The organism is Pseudoalteromonas sp. S1608, from assembly GCF_005887265.1.
Classification (GTDB): domain Bacteria; phylum Pseudomonadota; class Gammaproteobacteria; order Enterobacterales; family Alteromonadaceae; genus Pseudoalteromonas; species Pseudoalteromonas undina.
Map to the genome: position 1 here is coordinate 82,874 of NZ_PNDK01000017.1, position 17,115 is coordinate 99,988.

The window sequence follows — 17,115 nt, forward strand, 5'->3', positions numbered from 1 at the left end:
TAAAGTTTAAGCTGCCTGAACTGGCGCACAAAGTCAATTTTGTGCGTTTGAGGTCAAGATTTTAACAAGGATTTACGGCATGGTTGTTAGGTTAAACAATAATAATGACAAGGAACATCACAATGAAGCCCCATTTACTTTCACTTTGTATCGCCAGTAGCCTGCTTTTAATCGGTTGTAGCGAAGACAATGATAATAACGTTGCGCCACCGATTGCTGTGGTGCCTGATCCAGCTCCAGAAACAAGCGCGCTAATAATTGCTTTTGATGATGATAGCAAACTTGATGCGAATATCCGTTGGACCACCTTTGGTGTGCCGCACATTACGGCTGATAACTTAGAAAGCTTAGCGTTTGGTAGTGGCTATGCCTATGCTAAAGATCATGCGTGTTTATTGATGGATCAAATTATTAAAGTGCGCGGCGAACGCTCTAAATACTACGGCCCAGATAAAGTCTCAGGCAGTGGCGATTCAATACATTTAATTTCTGATTTTGGTTATAAAGCCTTGGGAGTCAATGAATATGCCCAAGCTAATTATAATCAATTAGAAGATAACAGCCGAGCCCACTTTGAAGGGTTTGTGCAAGGCTTTAATAAATACGTTAGTGATACTGGGGTGGATAACTTAGCGCCTGAATGTGCCAGTGCACCTTGGGTAACCAGTCTAAGCGCAGAAGACATGTTGGCTTACTCTATGGCAACAGTGCAATTGGCAAGTTCGGCGAACTTTTTAGAGCTTGCTTTCTTAGCTAACCCAGGTGATTCCAATGAGTATTTACCTACTCCAACTACGGGTGCACCGAGTAGCGTATCGTCATTAGTGAGTAATATTAATCAGCGAGCAAAGCAGTTTAAGTTAGAGAAAAAGTTTGAACATTTAGGCTCGAACGGTTGGGGCCTTGGTAAAGATATGATGGCCAATGGCAAAGGGGGCTTATTAGCAAACCCTCATTTTCCACATGAAGGCAATTTGCGGTTCTGGCAATCGCACCTAACCATTCCTGATGCTATGAATGTAATAGGTGGCAGCTTACAAGGTATGCCTGGGGTGATCAATATTGGCTTTAATGAGCACATAGCTTGGACCCATACTTTTTCTACTGCGCGCCATTTTTTAATTTATCAGTTGGCACTCAATGATAATGACCGCATGGGTTATAGCGTAGAGGGTGATGATTATGAGATCACCTCAAAAACAATTAGTGTTGATGTAGCTGTAGCACCAGGAACAACAATCACACTTAGCAAACCGTTTTACTATAGCCACCATGGTTTAATGATTGAGACTCCTGTTGCCAATGGTTTGAGCTGGAACGACAGCCAAGCATTCACTATCAAAGATGCCAATGAGTTTAATATGGATGTAGTTGCCCAGTGGTCAGCTATAAACCAAGCTCAGAGCTTAGATGACATGAAAGCCTCGTTTGCTAAATATGATGGCGTCTCATTTAATAACACTATGGCCAGCGATAAAGAAGGTAATGTATTTTTTGTTGATGACAGTACAGTATTAAAGCTAGGTGATACGGCTAATAAGGCGATTCGTTTACAACCTGAATTGGTGGCACTTAGAAAGTCGACGGGCTTTGATTTAGTACCGGGCAACTTAAAGTTATTTGAACCTCAAGGTGTTGTACCCTTTGAGCAAGCACCACAATTAACTCGCACTGACTACGTGCAAAACTCCAATGACAGCTATTGGGTTACTAATTTAGAGCAGCCATTGGTAGATTTTGCGGCCCAATATGGTGATGTTCATCAGCCATTATCTTTGCGCACCCGCATGGGGTTAAAGCTCATAAAAGAGGGAGGCGGTGAAGACAGCAAGTTTGACTTAGTTGAGCTTGAAAATGCGCTGGTTGGTAATCGTATTTATTTAGGTGAATTGGTGTTTGATGACTTAGTCGCCCAATGTAAAGCGCGTGGCACAACACCGGTAACCCTTAGTAATGGCTCAAGTGTTGACCTAACAGCTGCTTGTTCGGTGTTAGAGGGCTGGAACGGTGCTATGAACCTTGATACACAAGGGGCTGCGTTAATTAGAGAGTTTGCCCATCTATTTGATGGCGATAAATACTTATATGCTAACTTTGATGTAACTAATCCTGCAAATACACCTAATACATTGCGTGCAGATGGCTCTGCCTTAAGCGCTTTAGCCCATGCCGTACTTAATTTGCAAACTAATGGCGTGGCATTAAACAGCACCTTAGGTGATCTGCAATTTGTTGAAAAAACACTAGCGGGTGGTATTGCCTCAGGCGAGCAATTACCTTGGAGTGGGCCAATGAGTGTGGAAGGCGGCTTTAATGTATATCGCTTTGATCGCAGTAGCAGTCGCTCATTTTCTACGGTGATTCCGTATATCGATCATCAAACGTTGAATGATGCAATAACAGGTAAACCACTAAGCTCTGATTTATCTGTCAATGGTTACCCTGTTAATTACGGATCGAGCTGGATGTTTGTAATGAACTTTACCGATGATGGCCCTGTAGCGAAAGGGCTGTTAACTATGTCGCAAAGCTCTGATTCAAGTTCTGAACATTTTGATGATCAATCGCGTTTTTACTCAAATACACCTGTATTGAGACCCATTCTGTTTAAAGATGAAGATATTAACCTTAATTTAATTGCTGAAATGGATTTATCAATGAATAAAGAGTAAGCAGACTTTGAGCGCCAGTGTTGATGCTGGCGCTTTTTACTCAACAAATGCTACTTTCTCAACTAAAGTTACTTCACTGGCAGAGATACGGGCTTTATAAGCTAATACTTCTACACCTTGCTCAATCGCTTCGCTAAGTAATTGTGCATAGGTTGAATCTATATGTGCCGCGGCACTCACTTGTGTGATCCCTTGATGTAGCACCGCAAATAGTAACACCGCACGATGCCCTTGTTTTACCATTTCGATTAATTCACGAATATGCTTTTGCCCACGAACTGTTTGCGCATCTGGGAAGTAACCTTGGCCGCTTTGTGGATGCTCTTCACTCAGCAGCGTGACTGATTTAACTTCAACATAGCAATTGGCTTTATTGTTGTGGGTAAGTAAAAAGTCGATGCGGCTGTTTTCACTGCCATATTTCACTTCACTTTGGACTTGTTGATAGCCTGTTAGCTCTTTAATTACTTCAGCATTAATCGCCTCCTCTACTACTTTATTGGCAACGGCTGTATTTACACAAATAAGTTGTGATAAGTTATTTTGCGTCAGCTCTAATGACTGTGGGTACTTTCGTTTGGTGTTACTGCTGGTGGAATAAAAGGCATTAAAACCGGCATCGGCGCAGCCCGTCATTTTACCTGTATTAGCACAGTGAGCGGTAAAAGTGCTGCCATCACTGAGCTCTAAATCAGCTAAAAAGCGTTTGTAACGTTTTAATAACGTAGCAGATTGTAATGGCGGGGTGTACTTCATTAATGACTTCCTTATATAACCAGGGTTCAGGTTAAGTAAAATAAGACTTTACGGGCTATTTGAGGTTATTTACCGCAAGCAGTTGGGAACTTAAGCGCGCTATAGTAAACTCAACCACACATTTAAGTGCAAGGATATTCTAACATGAGTGAAAAATTTGTTGTTCAATTAAGCGAGCAATCGGCACCAGGACACTGGGGCGAAAGTGCGTCACTATCTTTTAACGAACACGGCGCAACGGTTCATTTATCTGAGCAAGAAACATTAAAAAACGTGCAAAAAGCAGGTCGTACTATTGCCAGCCAAGGCATTAAAAGTGTTGTGCTTGAAGGCGATGTTTGGTGTACAGAGAGCCAATGGGCATTTTACCAAGGATTTGTATCACCAAAAGTACTGCACGGTGTTGAGTTTGTTGATAATGCACAATCTGATTTAAAAGAACTTGCTGATTTAAAAGCTTCAGCAACGTGGGCACGTGAAATGGTTAACGGCACCGCCGATGACATTTACCCAGAGAGCCTAGCAGAAAAAGCGGCTGAATTTATTCAATCACTGGCACCAGAACATGTTAGCTACCAAATAATAAAAGGCGATGCGCTATTAGAGCAGCAATGGATTGGTATTCATGCTGTAGGTCGTGGTAGTGAACGCCCACCAGTGTTACTTGAGCTTGATTACAATCCAACTGGCGATGATAACGCACCAGTAAGCGCTGCACTTGTAGGTAAAGGTATTACGTTTGACTCAGGTGGTTACTCAATTAAGTCTAGCGAAGGCATGTTAGGCATGAAATGCGACATGGGCGGAGCGGCAACAGTTACCGCAGGTTTAGCATTGGCCATTAACCGTGGTGTAGAAAAGCGTATTAAGCTGTTTTTATGTTGTGCTGAGAACTTAATTTCCGGCCATGCATACAAACTAGGTGACATTCTTACCTACAAAAATGGCACAACCGTTGAAATTGTAAACACGGATGCTGAAGGTCGTTTAGTATTAGCTGATGGCCTAATGGCGGCAGGTGAGACAGGTGCACCACTTATTATTGACGCAGCAACATTAACTGGCGCAGCCCTTGTTGCCGTTGGTCAAGAATACAACGCGTTATTTGCCCTTGATAAAGAGCTAGTGCGTGAAGTAGAAGACTTTGCATCACAAGAAATGGAAGCCGCTTGGCCATTACCGCTTGAAAAGTGGCATCAACAAAACTGCCCATCACCGTATGCAGATACAGCAAACAGCCGTGCACAAAAAGGCGGTGGTTATGGTGGTGCTTCAAATGCAGCAGGTTTCTTATCTCGCTTTGTGCCAAACGATGGCAAAGGTTGGGTACACATTGATTTAGCGGCTGCATTTAATATGGGTGGTGGCACTAGTCAGTGGGCTTCAGGTGCAACTACCCAAGGTATGCGTACAGTAGCGCGCACCTTGCTTGAAAAGGCCTAATCAATTCAGATTAAGCAATTAATTAAAAAATAGGTACCTTAAGGTGCCTATTTTTTTATCCGCCATACAAGCAATTTTGTTTTATTTACGGTAAAATCCTTCGCCAATACGTGTTTGAGCATCTATTTTATTTAAACCTCGCTCAAATATTATACATACCACTGGGATCCTTACTATGTCAGAAAAGTGCTATATCACGGCTCAACAATTACTTGAAGATTCATTCCGCGTAGCGGCACAAGTGTATAAAGATGGCTTTCGTCCAGATTTTATTATTGGTATATGGCGCGGTGGTGCTCCAATCGGGATCGCAGTTCAAGAATATTATGACTACAAAGGCATAGAGACCGATCATATTGCGGTGCGTACGTCGTCTTATTACGGTATTGGCAAGCAATCAAAAGAAATCAAAGTGCATGGTTTACATTACATTGTTGAAAACGCGAATGCGGGTGATTCATTATTGATTGTGGATGATGTGTTTGACTCAGGTCGAAGTATTGTGGCGCTAAAAGAGAAGCTTTCTGAACTAATGCGCTTAAACTTACCGAGTGATATTCGTATTGCTTGTCCATACTACAAGCCAAAAAACTCAAAAGTAGATACAGTGCCAGATTACTACATTCATGAGTCTGAAGAATGGTTAGTATTCCCGCATGAATTATCAGGGTTAACGCCGGATGAAATTATTGAAGGCAAATCTGATCTAGCTAAAATCCACGATATTTTACTTGAAAAATAAACGTGATTTTGCACAATAAAAAAGGCCTTAATGGCCTTTTTTATTGTCTTTAAAGCTGTGCAAAGCTATCTACATAGTCACTGAGTTTAGGAATATCGACAGCTTGCAGCCCTTGTGTGCTTCGTTGCACTAGGTTTTTTTCTACTAACTCACTCACTACCCGACGATATGCACGCTCAGTAGTTGCAAAGCGCTCTGCTTCGGCATTTACCGTAGGATAAGCACGCAATAAAGTGGGGTTGTTATTCTCCGCACGCAATAAACAGTCTTTAGCAATGTTGTAGCTTAAGGGAAGTAACAGTTTATCTAAGTTAATTTTTTGATTTTCTTGAAACTTAGCTGCAATAGTTTGCGCCGTGTATAAGCTCAGTTCTGGTTTATCGAGCAATAATGAGCGCCAATGTTTTAGCTCAATAAGATTGTACGTAACATCACTGAAGCAAGTTACTGTGTAAATACACGGGTTATTATTGAGTGCTTCAATTTCGCCAATCAAGGTGTTGTTACAGTCGAGCTGGCCAAGTAGCAGGCGTCGGCCATTTCCTACATCGTAACTAAACGATACAGTACCACTTCGCACCAATACCAACTTAGTGAGTGGTTGGTCTTGCTGTATTAATATTTCTTTTTTTGATTGCTGATAACTACTGCCGGCAAATGTCAGCAGCTGTTCAACAAGGTAACTGGAAAAATGGTATTGAAACATCAATCATGCTCTTCGGACAAATGTCCTATTTATTACACCTTAATGACGATAGCATTAAGATTAAGAATTTACGCTAACTTACCCACGCCGTTATTTATTTAATGGCGTTAAATGACCTTCATTCTACCGTGTAATGATTAAAAAATTGTGGGTAAAACCAGTATATTTTAAGGTTTTATTGGTAAGTTAGCTTTTTTATTTAAACTGCTAAGCAGCAGTTTTTAATAATGTACTAAAATTTAGCTAGTAATATTAACCTAAAGCCTGGGAGAGAACAATTGAGTTGGGAATATTTAGGTTATTTAGCATCCGTTTTACTAGTTATTTCTTTGACCATGACCGATGTAACCAAACTGCGTTGGTTTAATTTATTGGGCTGTATTGCGTTTACTTTTTACGGTACAGCAATCGGTTCTGTACCGGTGGCATTTACTAATGGCTTGTTAGCTCTGGTCAATATATATCACATTATTAAGTTATATCGTCAGTCTAGGGCTGATACAAAAAAGGGTTAACTTTTAAGTTAACCCTTTTTTGTTTTTACTCAGGCTTTGCTGAATCTTTTTGGTAACGTAATTTACCTGCTATCCACGTTTGCAATACCTGAGTTTTATAAAGCTGCTTAATAGGCACTTTAAAGTAGTCTTGATCAACCAGTATAAAGTCAGCCCATTTACCTTGCTCTAAACTACCTACTTTAAACTCTTGATGCGCTGCATACGCGCCGCCAAGGGTAAACGCACGTAATGCATCTTCTCTGCTCAATACCTCACTGGCGCGCCAACCGTTTTCAGGCAGCTGATTATGATCCATGCGCGTTATCGCAGAATATAAACCATCAAATGGGTTCGCTAGTTCGACAGGGTAATCAGATCCCGCCGCAATCGTTGAACCTTGGTTTAAAAATGTTTGCCAAGCATAAGCGCCTTGTAGTTGTTTGTCGGTTAAACGCTGCTCAGCCATATGCATGTCTGATGTGGCATGCACAGGTTGCATAGATGGAATTATTTTCAGGGTTTTAAAGCGCGGGATATCCTCTGGCGAGACTATTTGTGCATGCTCCATACGATTGCGCAGTAGTATGCCACCGGTTTGTTTAAATACATTTTGATAGGCATCTAGCACAATTTTATTTGCTCTATCGCCAATTGCATGCGTGTTAGCGCTAAAACCATTTTTAAAAGTCAGGGTAAATAATTGCTCTAGCTTTTGTTGGGTTTCAAGCATAAGGCCAAAATGGTTGGCTCTATCAGCGTATTCTTCAATAAGCGCAGCACCACGTGACCCTAATGCGCCATCAGCATAAATTTTTACACTGCGGATAGATAAAAAATCTTGTGAATCTTGATAACGACCGGCTTTAAGCATCATGTTTAAATCTGGGCTTGCTGCACTTAACATTGCTACAATTCTAAGCGGTAATGTACCTAACTCGGCGCGTTGTTTGTAAACTTGCCATGTGGTTTTATCAATACCTGCATCATGAGTTGAGGTAATGCCTAGGCTTAGTAAGTGTTTACCTGCGGCATCTAATGCATTACTGACCGATTGTGCAGACGTTGCAGGCATATGTTGAGTAACCAAGGTTTCTGCTTTATCAATAAAAATGCCGGTGGGCTTACCAAACTCATCTTTTATAATTTCTCCGCCAGCTGGGGCTGATGTATCAGCGTTAATATTGGCAAGTTCTAATGCTTTTGAGTTAACCCAAATGGCGTGACCATCTACTCGCGATAAAATAACAGGGCGATCGTTAACGACTTTGTCTAAGTCAGCGGCCGTAGGAAAGCGAGTATTTGACCATAGCTCTTGGTTCCAGCCTCGACCAATGATCCAACCTTTTTTATCTTTGGCAAATTCCTTGAGTTTAGCGGTTACTTCATCTACCGACTTTGCACCGCGCACATCAAGTTGCGACAAATTATTACCTAGCCCGATGACGTGTCCATGCGCATCAATGAGCCCTGGGAGTAGGGTTTTGCCTTTCGCGTCAATTAGGGTTGCACCCGGAAAGCTATTTTTCAAGCTGTCTGGACCTGTCTTAACTACTTTGCCATCTTTTATGACCAAGGTCGTAAACGTGTTTACTTCGCCATGGCGCATTTTTCCTTTATACAAAGGTGAGTAGCCATTAGCATTATAAATGACTTGAGTTTGTGCTATTGCCACGCTAGTGACGGCACAAAGGCTTGCTAGCAATATCGGTTTTATTAGTTTTATCAGTTGCATAAGACGCACATTGTTATTATTTGTACTATCACAGTAGCAAACTCAAATTTAGAATACCAATAGCATAATTTATTAAGCGTCGTATAAGTCAGCCTTTAGCTAAATCAAGCAACAAGTTAAGGATGAAATAGGATGTGTTAACAATGGGGGTTTAACTTTCTAAAGCTTGATATTGTTAACCAAGCTTTATTTGAGGAGGCTATTTATTTACTGGCGTACAAGGTGTATTCACTTAATGATAATTGTGCGTCTTTGTCACGGTCATAACTGCCAAAACGTGACCATAAAGCAGGATCACTGGCAGCTTCAGAACGAGTCAAAAAGCCATCTTGGTTGCGGTCAAGTTTTTCAAACTTTTCGGCAATATAACTGCTTGTTGCAAAACTCATACAGCTAAATACAGTCAGTGTTAGTAAAATAATATTATGAAAAGGCTTCATATAAATGCTCAGTACAGGTTAGTGGTTAAGTAGTTTTTAAACTCAGTTAAAGAAATTCTGTTGTCTTGATTTTCATCCCAATTTGAAAATGAGTTTAATAGCTGAGGCTGAGCAGCAAGCTCGCTGTGGGTTAAATATCCATCATTATTTTTGTCCAAATGGTCAAAGCGTTGCTTTACATCAAGTGCGAATGCACTTTGGCTGATAAAAAGTAAAGCACCAATAAAGGGAAGCAGTATTCTCATAGTTGGCGTTCCAAGGTGTATTTTAATTGCTGCAGTATTGAAAGAAAGCACTTGCCATAATTTAACTCCCAACATTAAATCCGTTTACACACTCCCTCAGGGATTATGGCAAATGCTTTTAACTCTATAATATAAAACTTAACTTGAATCTAAACTTAAGGTTTAAAGTTTTCGAACTCTTTTTTAGAAATCATCTCGTTATTGTCTTTGTCTAAATCAGTAAACTGCTTAAGCAGCTGCTTATCTTGTTTGGCCTCAGTGAGCGATATTTGGCCGTCCATATTTTTATCTAAATGCATAAAACGTACATTTAACGACGATGCCAATGCCGTCGCGCTAATAGCTAAAAATAGTAGCGAAAAAGCACCAATTAATTGTTTCATAAATATACTCCTTTATTTTACAAACTGTTTAAATTCATCGAACGATAGTTGTCCGTCTTCATTCTTGTCTATTTGTGCAAAATTCTCATGCAGTAATGCATCTTCGCCTGCCTCTGCTTCGCTTAATGTACCGTTGCTGTCTTTATCTAGGCTGTAAAATGCTGTATTCACATCAAGCGCAAATATATGGCTACTCGTTAAACATAACGCTATTAAGGCAGTAGATTTTAAATAACCTTTAGTCATTCCTTGGCCTTTAAAAATTAATATTTATAAGCGTATTACAATTATAGTGCCAGCTTTAATTTTTATTAAAAATCAATGGTTTAATTTTTTAACTTGTTTTTAATGAGTAATATTTACCGACGGTTGTGTGTTTTATGCAACATTTTCTTAGTTAGAATTTTTTACTATTTTTAAATCAAGTGTTTAACTTGTCGCAATTATGCGACATTGCAACGTTTTTGCTCTCAAAAATGTATTTGGTTCAGCGAGTGTATAAGTTGAGCGCTTAATAATAGAGCGCTTAAAAGTAGTAAAGGATTAGTGTATGCCTGCAATCATGGCTGAAAAATATAAAGCATTGGTAAACTGGCGTCCTAATTTGATTGGCCAGTTTGTAATGAGCATGCTGTTGTCACTCTTGCCTTTGTCTATTGTGGTTATTGTATTTTTAAATGTATTGAATAAACAATTAGCGGTCACACAGCAAATTGTCAGTAATAACTACCAAGTAACCAAGTCGTTTAATGCACTTAAACAAGAGCTCAATAGTTTAGAAAGGGCAACAAGGCAAAACTGGGTTTTAAAAAGCGATTCACTCGATAAACTTATCGTGGATAAATGGCAGTCATCGCTGGACAATATAAATGAGCTTAAACGGCTTTCTAGCAGCCAGCAAAGTACTCAACAATGGCAACGGTTAACAGATACGCTAAAAGCAGCGCATACCAAACTGGTGGTTGAAGCTCGTGAGCAAGCAGAGTTGTTTGTGCCAATTAGTGAAATACTGGCAGATCTAACAATGTGGTTGCGCGAAACCAATGAAGCTAAAATCACTCAAAACCAAATTAAACTGACAAATTTACAAGCCTCCTTTATAAACTGGTTAGTGGCACTTACGCCTTTAACCTTACTTGTTGGCGGTGGGTTTTTATGGCGGATAAGTGGCCGTTTAAAAGGTTTAACCTCCGTTATTGATAAATTAGGCCAAGGAGATTGGCAGCAAAAAATATCAGTGCAGGGATCAGCTGAACTCATTGAACTAGGTAACAAGTTGCAGTGGGTGCAGGCGCAATTGCATATGCTAGAGCAGCAAAAAGATACGTTTTTACGCCATGTTACTCACGAATTAAAAACGCCTTTGGCCTCTATGGTTGAGGGCACTGAGTTATTAGCCGATGAAATTGTTGGGCCAATTAATAATGAGCAAAAAGCAGTGCTTGAGTTAATTAGTCAATCTATGGTGCGATTACGCACTATGATAGACAGTTTGTTAAGTTATAACGCGATTCGAACCAGTAAAGATAATGTTAGTGAAGTGGAATTTAACCAGCTAATAAAAAAGGTAAGTAATCATTTTGAACATAGGTTAAATGCACGAGAGCAGTCGCTTATTTGGCACAATAGCTTACCGACAGTTGCACTTAATTTACCGAGAGAATTAATTGAAATGATTTTAATTCAGTTAATCTCTAATGGTTTAAAGTTTTCACAGTCAAACCAAGCAGTGTCGATTAGCTTAAGTTTAGAAAGCAATAGCTTAATTATACAGGTTGCTGATGAGGGCTGCGGTATTAAAGAGCATGAAAAAGAATATGTTTTTGGCGCTTTTTATCAAGGTAAACACAGTAAAGAGATTAGTCTTCAAGGCAGTGGTTTAGGCCTTACCATAGTAAAAGAGTCGGTTGAACAGTTACAGGGTAAGTTAACTATTGAGCATAATGAGCCGCAAGGCTGTCGATTTAACATTGTCATCCCCTATAAAAATAAAGGAGTTAAATAATATGTCTGCGCGTTTAATGGCTATTTTATGGCTAACCAGCAGTCTCGTTTTTTTATCTGGGTGTGAATTAACCAACACTCAAACACCAGCTAAACCTAAGCTAATAGCTCAAACTCAGCCCGATAATAAAAGCAACCAGCCCAATCCAAAGCCGCGGCCAAAACTAGATCTTATGTATCCGCCCGCAGCGCAAGTTATTGCATGGCATGCCCATCAGTGTGGTGGCTTTAAATTAACGCCTGACAATAAAACTTACTTAGGGGAGCAAGCACTTAAGGCATTTTTTAATACCGCATGCGTCAACCTTAGTCGCGACCCTGATACTGTTATGAGTCAATTGCTTAAGCTGGATCAGGCTTACTATTGGCCAGACGATATAAAACACTATTTATGGCTGCAAAAGCAGCAGGTATTAATGCAAATAAATGCAAAAAAACAACAGCAAGCATTAAACGCTGAAATGCAAAAAACCTTATCGTCATTAGCTGCAATTGAACAGCAACTTTTATTACGTGAAGAAACCAAGGAGCAGTAACTATGTCAGTCACACTTCCATCAAGCGCTAAAGTGTTACTCGTTGATGACGATGCCAGCTTACTGCAGTTACTGGCAATTCGAATTCAATCAAAAGGTTATGAAGTAACAACCTGTGATAGTGGCATGAATGCATTACAAATACTTAAAAGCCAAGTATTTGATGCGGTGATCACCGATTTAAGAATGGATGAAATGGATGGAATGGCACTGCACCGACAATTGCAAAGCCGCTACCCAGCACTACCTGTAATTATGATGACGGCTCATGGTTCAATTCCTGATGCGGTAGAGGCGACTAAGCAAGGTATTTTTGCCTTTATTACTAAGCCAGTTGATAAAGATGAGCTATTCGATAGCTTAGCTAAAGCCATAGAAATACATGGGGTGAATAATGATGATATTACTCCGCAAAGCAATATTGTTACTCGCAGTGGCGCTATGCTGCATTTGCTAGAGCAAGTTAAATTACTAGGTCCTACTCAGGTAAATGTACTTATTTCTGGTGCTAGTGGTACGGGTAAGGAGCTGCTTGCACAGGCAATTCATCAGCACAGCCATGTTAGTGATGGCCCATTTGTGGCTATTAACTGTGGTGCAGTCCCTGGTGAGTTATTAGAATCGGAGTTATTTGGTCACAAAAAAGGCGCATTCACAGGGGCGGTAAAAGATCACCAAGGCCTGTTTCAGCAAGCGCAAGGGGGGACCTTATTTCTAGATGAAATTGGTGATATGCCGCTAAATTTACAAGTTAAGTTATTACGCGTGCTGCAAGAAAAAACCATTCGCCCAGTCGGTTTTCAAGAAGAAATCCCCATTAATGTGCGAATTGTTTCAGCGACCCATAAAAACCTACCTGAAGCTATTAGCAATCAAGAGTTTAGAGAAGATTTATATTATCGCTTAAACGTAGTAAATCTCAAACTACCTCCGCTGCGAGAACGCCGTGAAGATATTAGCTTATTAGCCAACTTTTTTAGCGCCAATATTGCAAAACGTATGGAACAAAAAGAAAAACGTTTTGCAAACGATGCCATGCATGCATTGGTAAGGTATGATTGGCCAGGTAATATTCGTCAATTACAAAATGTAGTGGAGCAGGTGGTTGCCTTAACACCAAGTGACGTTATATCTGAGCATTTAGTGCTTAGTGCGTTAAATAGCAATGAAAATAACGTTGAGCCACTTTCGCTTAACGACGCTAAAAAAGAGTTTGAGCGAGATTACGTTATCAATACCCTGAAAATGGCAGGGGGTAATGTGGCCGAAGGTGCAAAGCTTGCCAAGCGTAATCGTTCTGATTTTTATAAGCTGATTAAAAAGCATGAAATTGACGTAGATAGCTTAATGTAATTTTAAAAAAGGAAGTGAGCATGCAGTTATTTATGGTGTATTTAGGTGGGCGTATTCAAGGTTGCCACATAGAAATGCACGACGTACGTTTTGTGGTAGGTCAAAACATTGAGCAAACTTATAGCAAGCTTAAAAGTCAGTGGGTAGGCGACAAAAATAGCGTACACATGGATAGCTACATGGCGGTTAATCACATTGATGGTTATAAAGTCGAGGTAGTTGATAGTTATGTAGAGCAAAATAAGCAGCTTTATTTTGTTAACTTAGGTGCTTACAGAAGCGACTCACTAGCAGAGCAACACGACTTTGCTTTGTATGTTGCCAGCAGTAGTGAAGAAGCAAAACAGCGCGCTAAAAATGATTTACTCGCAGGGCTTAGCCATCTACATAAAGATGATTTACATGACGTTGATGATTGCTTTGCTATAGATTTACTCGATAGCCAGCTTAATATTAAACTAACCCCAAGTGGTCAAGCACAAACAATTAAACCTGACTGGTTTGGTTATCATGTATTATAATAAATGAGGATTTATTAAGTTTATTAGGATGTTGTGTGAAAAAGTATGCGTTTATACTTTTGCTAGTTGGCTTAAGTGGCTGTAAATCACTGTCAGGTTTACCGCCCGTTGTTGATTTAAATAAACTGGTAAAGCAAGTAAAAAACGATCCTACTGACGTGGTTGCAATTCACAAGCAAGCACAAAAAACACACCGTTCTATTAAGGCACAGGTTGGTAGCGTAAAACAGCTTTTAGCCGCATTAGAAAGCGTTGTTGGGCGCAAGTGGGGTAAACAAAACACTCAGCAACCTAGTGCCAAAAAATACGTAAAATACAGTAATGATTACCAAGCTCGTGCCATTATTGATTTTGAGCAAGGCACTGTAAAAGTAGAAACCATCGCGTTAAAAAATACAATAAGCTTGTTACAGCAGGCCATTGTTATGACCTTACTGACCTCTAGCGATCCCGATAAAACCGATATTTTTACCAGCGAAGCGCCCATTTTAGAAGGTGAGCCGTTTTTATACCAACAAGTGCTCGATCAAGATAAGTTACCCATAAAATATAGCTGGCGTGCTAATCGATTTGCGCGTTATTTAGTAAATAATAACTTAAAAAAGCAACGTCAATATGGGCACGTTATTTCGTCGGTTAGTTTTGATTTAGTCGAGCAAAATACCCATTTAAGAAAACAAAAATACAGTGATTATGTGCTTGCGGCTGCAAAAAAATATCAAATATCGGCAGCACTTATTTATGCCATTATTGAAACCGAAAGTAGCTTTAATCCACATGCGGTGAGTTCATCCAATGCCTATGGATTAATGCAAGTGATCCCGGCTACCGCAGGGCGCGATGTATACCAAAAAATAAAAAAAGTATCCGGGCAACCAACCAAAGCTGTTTTGTTTAATCCAAAATATAATATTGATATTGGCAGCGCCTATTTAAGTATTTTAAAAAATAACTACTTAAACAAAATTAGTACCGACAAAAGTAAGCACTTTGCCATGATCTCGTCTTATAACGGCGGGGCGGGTAATGTACTGCGCATATTTAATAAAAATAGAAGTGTGGCGTTTTCACAAATAAATCAGCTTACTGCAAGCCAGTTTTATAATATTCTCACCACTAAGCACTCACGTGCAGAATCAAGACGCTATTTATACAAAGTCACTAAAGCAGAAAAAAACTATCAGTAACTTATTTACTCATCATTTTCTTGTTGTTCACTTTTGGCTGCCATTTTAAAGGCTACTATTACTAAGCCAAACATAGCAAATGGGATTGCAGCTAACAAATACTCAACCAAATGGCTGTCTTGAAAATTAGCCTGCAGCAAGAAATGCCCTGCAACACACATAATAATAACCACCAAAAGGATGGGCAGTAACATAAGTTCTTTTTTTGCTGAGTGGTTTTTCATTCGCTGTTAGGTATTAAAAAATAATGCGCTATTGTAATGAGCTTAATAAAGCTTGGCAAACAACACAGATTTTTTAATGACTATTAGGTATGATTAACATCAAAGAAAAGCTTAAAAGTAGTGGTTGGGAATAAAGTGCAACAGAGTTTAAAGCAAGTTTACCTAGTAGGTGGAGCAGTGCGAGATAAACTGCTAAACATACAATCAAAAGATAATGACTATGTTGTTATTGGTGAAACGCCAGAGACAATGGAAGCGCTCGGATTTTTACCCATTGGCAGCGATTTTCCGGTTTACTTACACCCAAACACTAAAGAAGAATATGCACTAGGGCGCACTGAGCGTAAAAGTGGTAAAGGTTATACCGGCTTTGTGGTGGATGCCAGCCCAAACGTAACTCTTGAAGAAGATTTAGCACGCCGAGATTTAACCATTAACTCTATGGCATTAGACGAAAACGGCACTATTATTGACCCTTTTAATGGTCAAGATGATTTAAAAAATAAAATACTGCGCCACACCACCCACGCATTTGTAGAAGACCCTGTTCGGGTATTACGTATTGCTCGCTTTTTAGCCCGTTATGGTAGTGACTGGTCTATTCATCCAAGTACTACTGCATTAATGCATGAGCTTAAAAATAAAGGCGAGCTGGAACATTTAGTGCCTGAGCGAGTTTGGCTTGAAACAGAAAAAGCGCTTGGCGAAAAACACCCTGAGCTTTATTTTCAAGCATTAGATGGATTAGGTATTTTTCCTGAAATAGAACAGATGAAAAACACCCCGCAGCCGGCAAATCATCATCCCGAGGGCGATGTGTTTGTCCATACTATGCTAGTGCTTAGACGAGCAGCCGATTTAGGCTTTAACCTAGAAACGCGCTTTGCCGCTTTAACTCATGATTTTGGCAAAGCACTAAGCTATAAAAAACGCGGTAATTTACGCGGCCATGAACGTGAAGGGGTTGTTGTAGTTGAGGCCTTTTGTGAACGTTTAAAAGTGCCTAATCGCTTTCGTGATATAGGCGTGCTCACCAGTGATAACCATACCCTTTGCCACACACTTGAACAGTTAAGACCGCAAACTATTCATAAATTAATCGTCACTAATTTAAATGCGCTAGTGCATCCAGAGCGTTTTATTGCTTTTACTCAAGCGTGCCAGTGTGATGCACAAGGACGAGGCGAAACGTTGGTGGATAAGCCCTATCCACAAGCCGCTAAATTACGTGCTATTCACAACGAACTACAAAAAATGGATAAAAAACAGATAGTGCAAGACGCGCTTAAAAGCGGCAAAAAAGGCCCCGAAATAGGCGAAACGGTTAAGCAGGCAGAAATAGACTGCATTAAAGCGTTTTTAAACACTAACACTCTCAAGGTCACTTAAACTGATTATAATATTGCATTAAGTCATTTTTAAACGTCCTTGCTATAACTAGGGTCTGTTGACCTTTCAAGGTTGAATTTGCAGCAGCCTGTTTGGTATTTAGGCAAGGCAGCGCCTATGTAGTGTGGTTATTCCCCATAAATAGGCGGTAACGTAGCATCAATGCCAAACAGGCGCTGCCCTTCGGGTTCTGCCTAGGAGCGATTTACTCTTTGTTGCCTACATGGATGTAGGTAAGGGGCGTGAGCAGGACGCGGAAGCTTTGCTCGGTTTTACTTAGACGCCT

Annotated in this window: 18 protein-coding genes; 10 read left to right on the plus strand and 8 right to left on the minus strand. The window is 40.1% G+C overall.

Going from position 1 to position 17,115, the window contains the following annotated elements:
- The first annotated feature begins 122 nt into the window (after nt 1-122).
- Nucleotides 123-2,672, plus strand: coding sequence for a penicillin acylase family protein (locus CWB75_RS08455; RefSeq protein ID WP_138570403.1), 2,550 nt, complete (start codon nt 123-125; stop codon nt 2,670-2,672).
- 36 nt (nt 2,673-2,708) lie between these two features.
- Here CWB75_RS08455 and sfsA read toward each other — a convergent pair whose 3' ends face one another.
- Nucleotides 2,709-3,428, minus strand: a complete 720-nt coding sequence (gene sfsA / locus CWB75_RS08460; protein ID WP_138570404.1) for a DNA/RNA nuclease SfsA — start codon at nt 3,426-3,428, stop codon at nt 2,709-2,711.
- Between the two features lie 144 nt (nt 3,429-3,572).
- On the opposite strand from sfsA, the gene pepB reads away from it, so the two are divergent.
- A complete protein-coding gene (pepB, locus tag CWB75_RS08465) occupies nt 3,573-4,871 on the plus strand; it encodes an aminopeptidase PepB (protein WP_131691598.1) in 1,299 nt (432 codons plus the stop codon).
- Between the two features lie 175 nt (nt 4,872-5,046).
- Entirely contained in the window at nt 5,047-5,613 is a 567-nt protein-coding gene (locus CWB75_RS08470) for a phosphoribosyltransferase (RefSeq protein WP_010387648.1), read from the plus strand.
- 49 nt (nt 5,614-5,662) lie between these two features.
- On the opposite strand, the gene CWB75_RS08475 is transcribed toward CWB75_RS08470, so the two are convergent.
- On the minus strand, nt 5,663-6,319 hold the full coding sequence (locus tag CWB75_RS08475) for a Crp/Fnr family transcriptional regulator (RefSeq protein ID WP_008111159.1): 657 nt from the start codon (nt 6,317-6,319) through the stop codon (nt 5,663-5,665).
- Between the two features lie 278 nt (nt 6,320-6,597).
- Between CWB75_RS08475 and CWB75_RS08480 the strand changes: the two genes are divergently transcribed.
- Nucleotides 6,598-6,834 (plus strand): YgjV family protein, encoded by a 237-nt coding sequence (locus tag CWB75_RS08480; protein WP_010387650.1) that lies wholly within the window; start codon nt 6,598-6,600, stop codon nt 6,832-6,834.
- Between the two features lie 25 nt (nt 6,835-6,859).
- On the opposite strand, the gene CWB75_RS08485 is transcribed toward CWB75_RS08480, so the two are convergent.
- The 5 genes from CWB75_RS08485 to CWB75_RS08505 all read right to left on the minus strand — a co-directional run bounded on the left by CWB75_RS08485 (nt 6,860) and on the right by CWB75_RS08505 (nt 9,862).
- The gene (locus CWB75_RS08485) at nt 6,860-8,548 is read right to left on the minus strand and encodes an amidohydrolase (protein WP_138570405.1); all 1,689 of its coding nucleotides are present in this window, start codon (nt 8,546-8,548) and stop codon (nt 6,860-6,862) included.
- Nucleotides 8,549-8,751: 203 nt separating this feature from the next.
- Nucleotides 8,752-8,988 carry an EF-hand domain-containing protein gene (locus CWB75_RS08490; protein WP_109874189.1) on the minus strand — a complete coding sequence of 79 codons (237 nt, stop codon included), beginning with the start codon at nt 8,986-8,988 and terminating at the stop codon, nt 8,752-8,754.
- Between the two features lie 8 nt (nt 8,989-8,996).
- Nucleotides 8,997-9,233: an EF-hand domain-containing protein gene (locus CWB75_RS08495; protein WP_010387655.1), complete on the minus strand. Its 237-nt coding sequence runs from the start codon at nt 9,231-9,233 to the stop codon at nt 8,997-8,999.
- 155 nt (nt 9,234-9,388) lie between these two features.
- The gene (locus tag CWB75_RS08500) at nt 9,389-9,616 is read right to left on the minus strand and encodes an EF-hand domain-containing protein (RefSeq protein ID WP_008111149.1); all 228 of its coding nucleotides are present in this window, start codon (nt 9,614-9,616) and stop codon (nt 9,389-9,391) included.
- A gap of 12 nt (nt 9,617-9,628) precedes the next feature.
- Complete coding sequence (locus CWB75_RS08505) at nt 9,629-9,862, minus strand: EF-hand domain-containing protein (RefSeq protein ID WP_055012984.1); 234 nt, start codon at nt 9,860-9,862, stop codon at nt 9,629-9,631.
- 304 nt (nt 9,863-10,166) lie between these two features.
- On the opposite strand from CWB75_RS08505, the gene CWB75_RS08510 reads away from it, so the two are divergent.
- Genes CWB75_RS08510 through CWB75_RS08530 form a run of 5 tightly spaced genes read left to right on the plus strand, consistent with a single transcriptional unit; the run spans nt 10,167 to nt 15,216 of the window.
- On the plus strand, nt 10,167-11,621 hold the full coding sequence (locus CWB75_RS08510) for a HAMP domain-containing sensor histidine kinase (RefSeq protein WP_138570406.1): 1,455 nt from the start codon (nt 10,167-10,169) through the stop codon (nt 11,619-11,621).
- Between the two features lies 1 nt (nt 11,622).
- Complete coding sequence (locus CWB75_RS08515) at nt 11,623-12,156, plus strand: hypothetical protein (RefSeq protein WP_138570407.1); 534 nt, start codon at nt 11,623-11,625, stop codon at nt 12,154-12,156.
- Between the two features lie 2 nt (nt 12,157-12,158).
- Nucleotides 12,159-13,508 (plus strand): sigma 54-interacting transcriptional regulator, encoded by a 1,350-nt coding sequence (locus CWB75_RS08520; RefSeq protein WP_054201833.1) that lies wholly within the window; start codon nt 12,159-12,161, stop codon nt 13,506-13,508.
- Nucleotides 13,509-13,528: 20 nt separating this feature from the next.
- Nucleotides 13,529-14,029 carry a DUF1543 domain-containing protein gene (locus tag CWB75_RS08525; protein WP_010387662.1) on the plus strand — a complete coding sequence of 167 codons (501 nt, stop codon included), beginning with the start codon at nt 13,529-13,531 and terminating at the stop codon, nt 14,027-14,029.
- A 35-nt stretch (nt 14,030-14,064) separates the two neighbouring features.
- Nucleotides 14,065-15,216: a murein transglycosylase domain-containing protein gene (locus CWB75_RS08530; protein WP_138570408.1), complete on the plus strand. Its 1,152-nt coding sequence runs from the start codon at nt 14,065-14,067 to the stop codon at nt 15,214-15,216.
- 5 nt (nt 15,217-15,221) lie between these two features.
- Here CWB75_RS08530 and CWB75_RS08535 read toward each other — a convergent pair whose 3' ends face one another.
- The gene (locus CWB75_RS08535) at nt 15,222-15,440 is read right to left on the minus strand and encodes a hypothetical protein (protein ID WP_036981490.1); all 219 of its coding nucleotides are present in this window, start codon (nt 15,438-15,440) and stop codon (nt 15,222-15,224) included.
- A gap of 135 nt (nt 15,441-15,575) precedes the next feature.
- Between CWB75_RS08535 and CWB75_RS08540 the strand changes: the two genes are divergently transcribed.
- Nucleotides 15,576-16,829: a multifunctional CCA addition/repair protein gene (locus CWB75_RS08540; protein WP_138570409.1), complete on the plus strand. Its 1,254-nt coding sequence runs from the start codon at nt 15,576-15,578 to the stop codon at nt 16,827-16,829.
- Nucleotides 16,830-17,115: the final 286 nt, after the last annotated feature.

What these genes read in the sequence shown, in the direction of transcription:
- CWB75_RS08500 (WP_008111149.1), bottom strand. Translation starts at nt 9,616, where the DNA reads ATGAAACAATTAATTGGTGCTTTTTCGCTACTATTTTTAGCTATTAGC.
- CWB75_RS08470 (WP_010387648.1), top strand. Translation starts at nt 5,047, where the DNA reads ATGTCAGAAAAGTGCTATATCACGGCTCAACAATTACTTGAAGATTCA.
- CWB75_RS08495 (WP_010387655.1), bottom strand. Translation starts at nt 9,233, where the DNA reads ATGAGAATACTGCTTCCCTTTATTGGTGCTTTACTTTTTATCAGCCAA.
- pepB (WP_131691598.1), top strand. Translation starts at nt 3,573, where the DNA reads ATGAGTGAAAAATTTGTTGTTCAATTAAGCGAGCAATCGGCACCAGGA.
- CWB75_RS08510 (WP_138570406.1), top strand. Translation starts at nt 10,167, where the DNA reads ATGCCTGCAATCATGGCTGAAAAATATAAAGCATTGGTAAACTGGCGT.
- CWB75_RS08535 (WP_036981490.1), bottom strand. Translation starts at nt 15,440, where the DNA reads ATGAAAAACCACTCAGCAAAAAAAGAACTTATGTTACTGCCCATCCTT.
- CWB75_RS08475 (WP_008111159.1), bottom strand. Translation starts at nt 6,319, where the DNA reads ATGTTTCAATACCATTTTTCCAGTTACCTTGTTGAACAGCTGCTGACA.
- CWB75_RS08505 (WP_055012984.1), bottom strand. Translation starts at nt 9,862, where the DNA reads ATGACTAAAGGTTATTTAAAATCTACTGCCTTAATAGCGTTATGTTTA.
- CWB75_RS08515 (WP_138570407.1), top strand. Translation starts at nt 11,623, where the DNA reads ATGTCTGCGCGTTTAATGGCTATTTTATGGCTAACCAGCAGTCTCGTT.
- CWB75_RS08520 (WP_054201833.1), top strand. Translation starts at nt 12,159, where the DNA reads ATGTCAGTCACACTTCCATCAAGCGCTAAAGTGTTACTCGTTGATGAC.
- sfsA (WP_138570404.1), bottom strand. Translation starts at nt 3,428, where the DNA reads ATGAAGTACACCCCGCCATTACAATCTGCTACGTTATTAAAACGTTAC.
- CWB75_RS08525 (WP_010387662.1), top strand. Translation starts at nt 13,529, where the DNA reads ATGCAGTTATTTATGGTGTATTTAGGTGGGCGTATTCAAGGTTGCCAC.
- CWB75_RS08455 (WP_138570403.1), top strand. Translation starts at nt 123, where the DNA reads ATGAAGCCCCATTTACTTTCACTTTGTATCGCCAGTAGCCTGCTTTTA.
- CWB75_RS08490 (WP_109874189.1), bottom strand. Translation starts at nt 8,988, where the DNA reads ATGAAGCCTTTTCATAATATTATTTTACTAACACTGACTGTATTTAGC.
- CWB75_RS08485 (WP_138570405.1), bottom strand. Translation starts at nt 8,548, where the DNA reads ATGCAACTGATAAAACTAATAAAACCGATATTGCTAGCAAGCCTTTGT.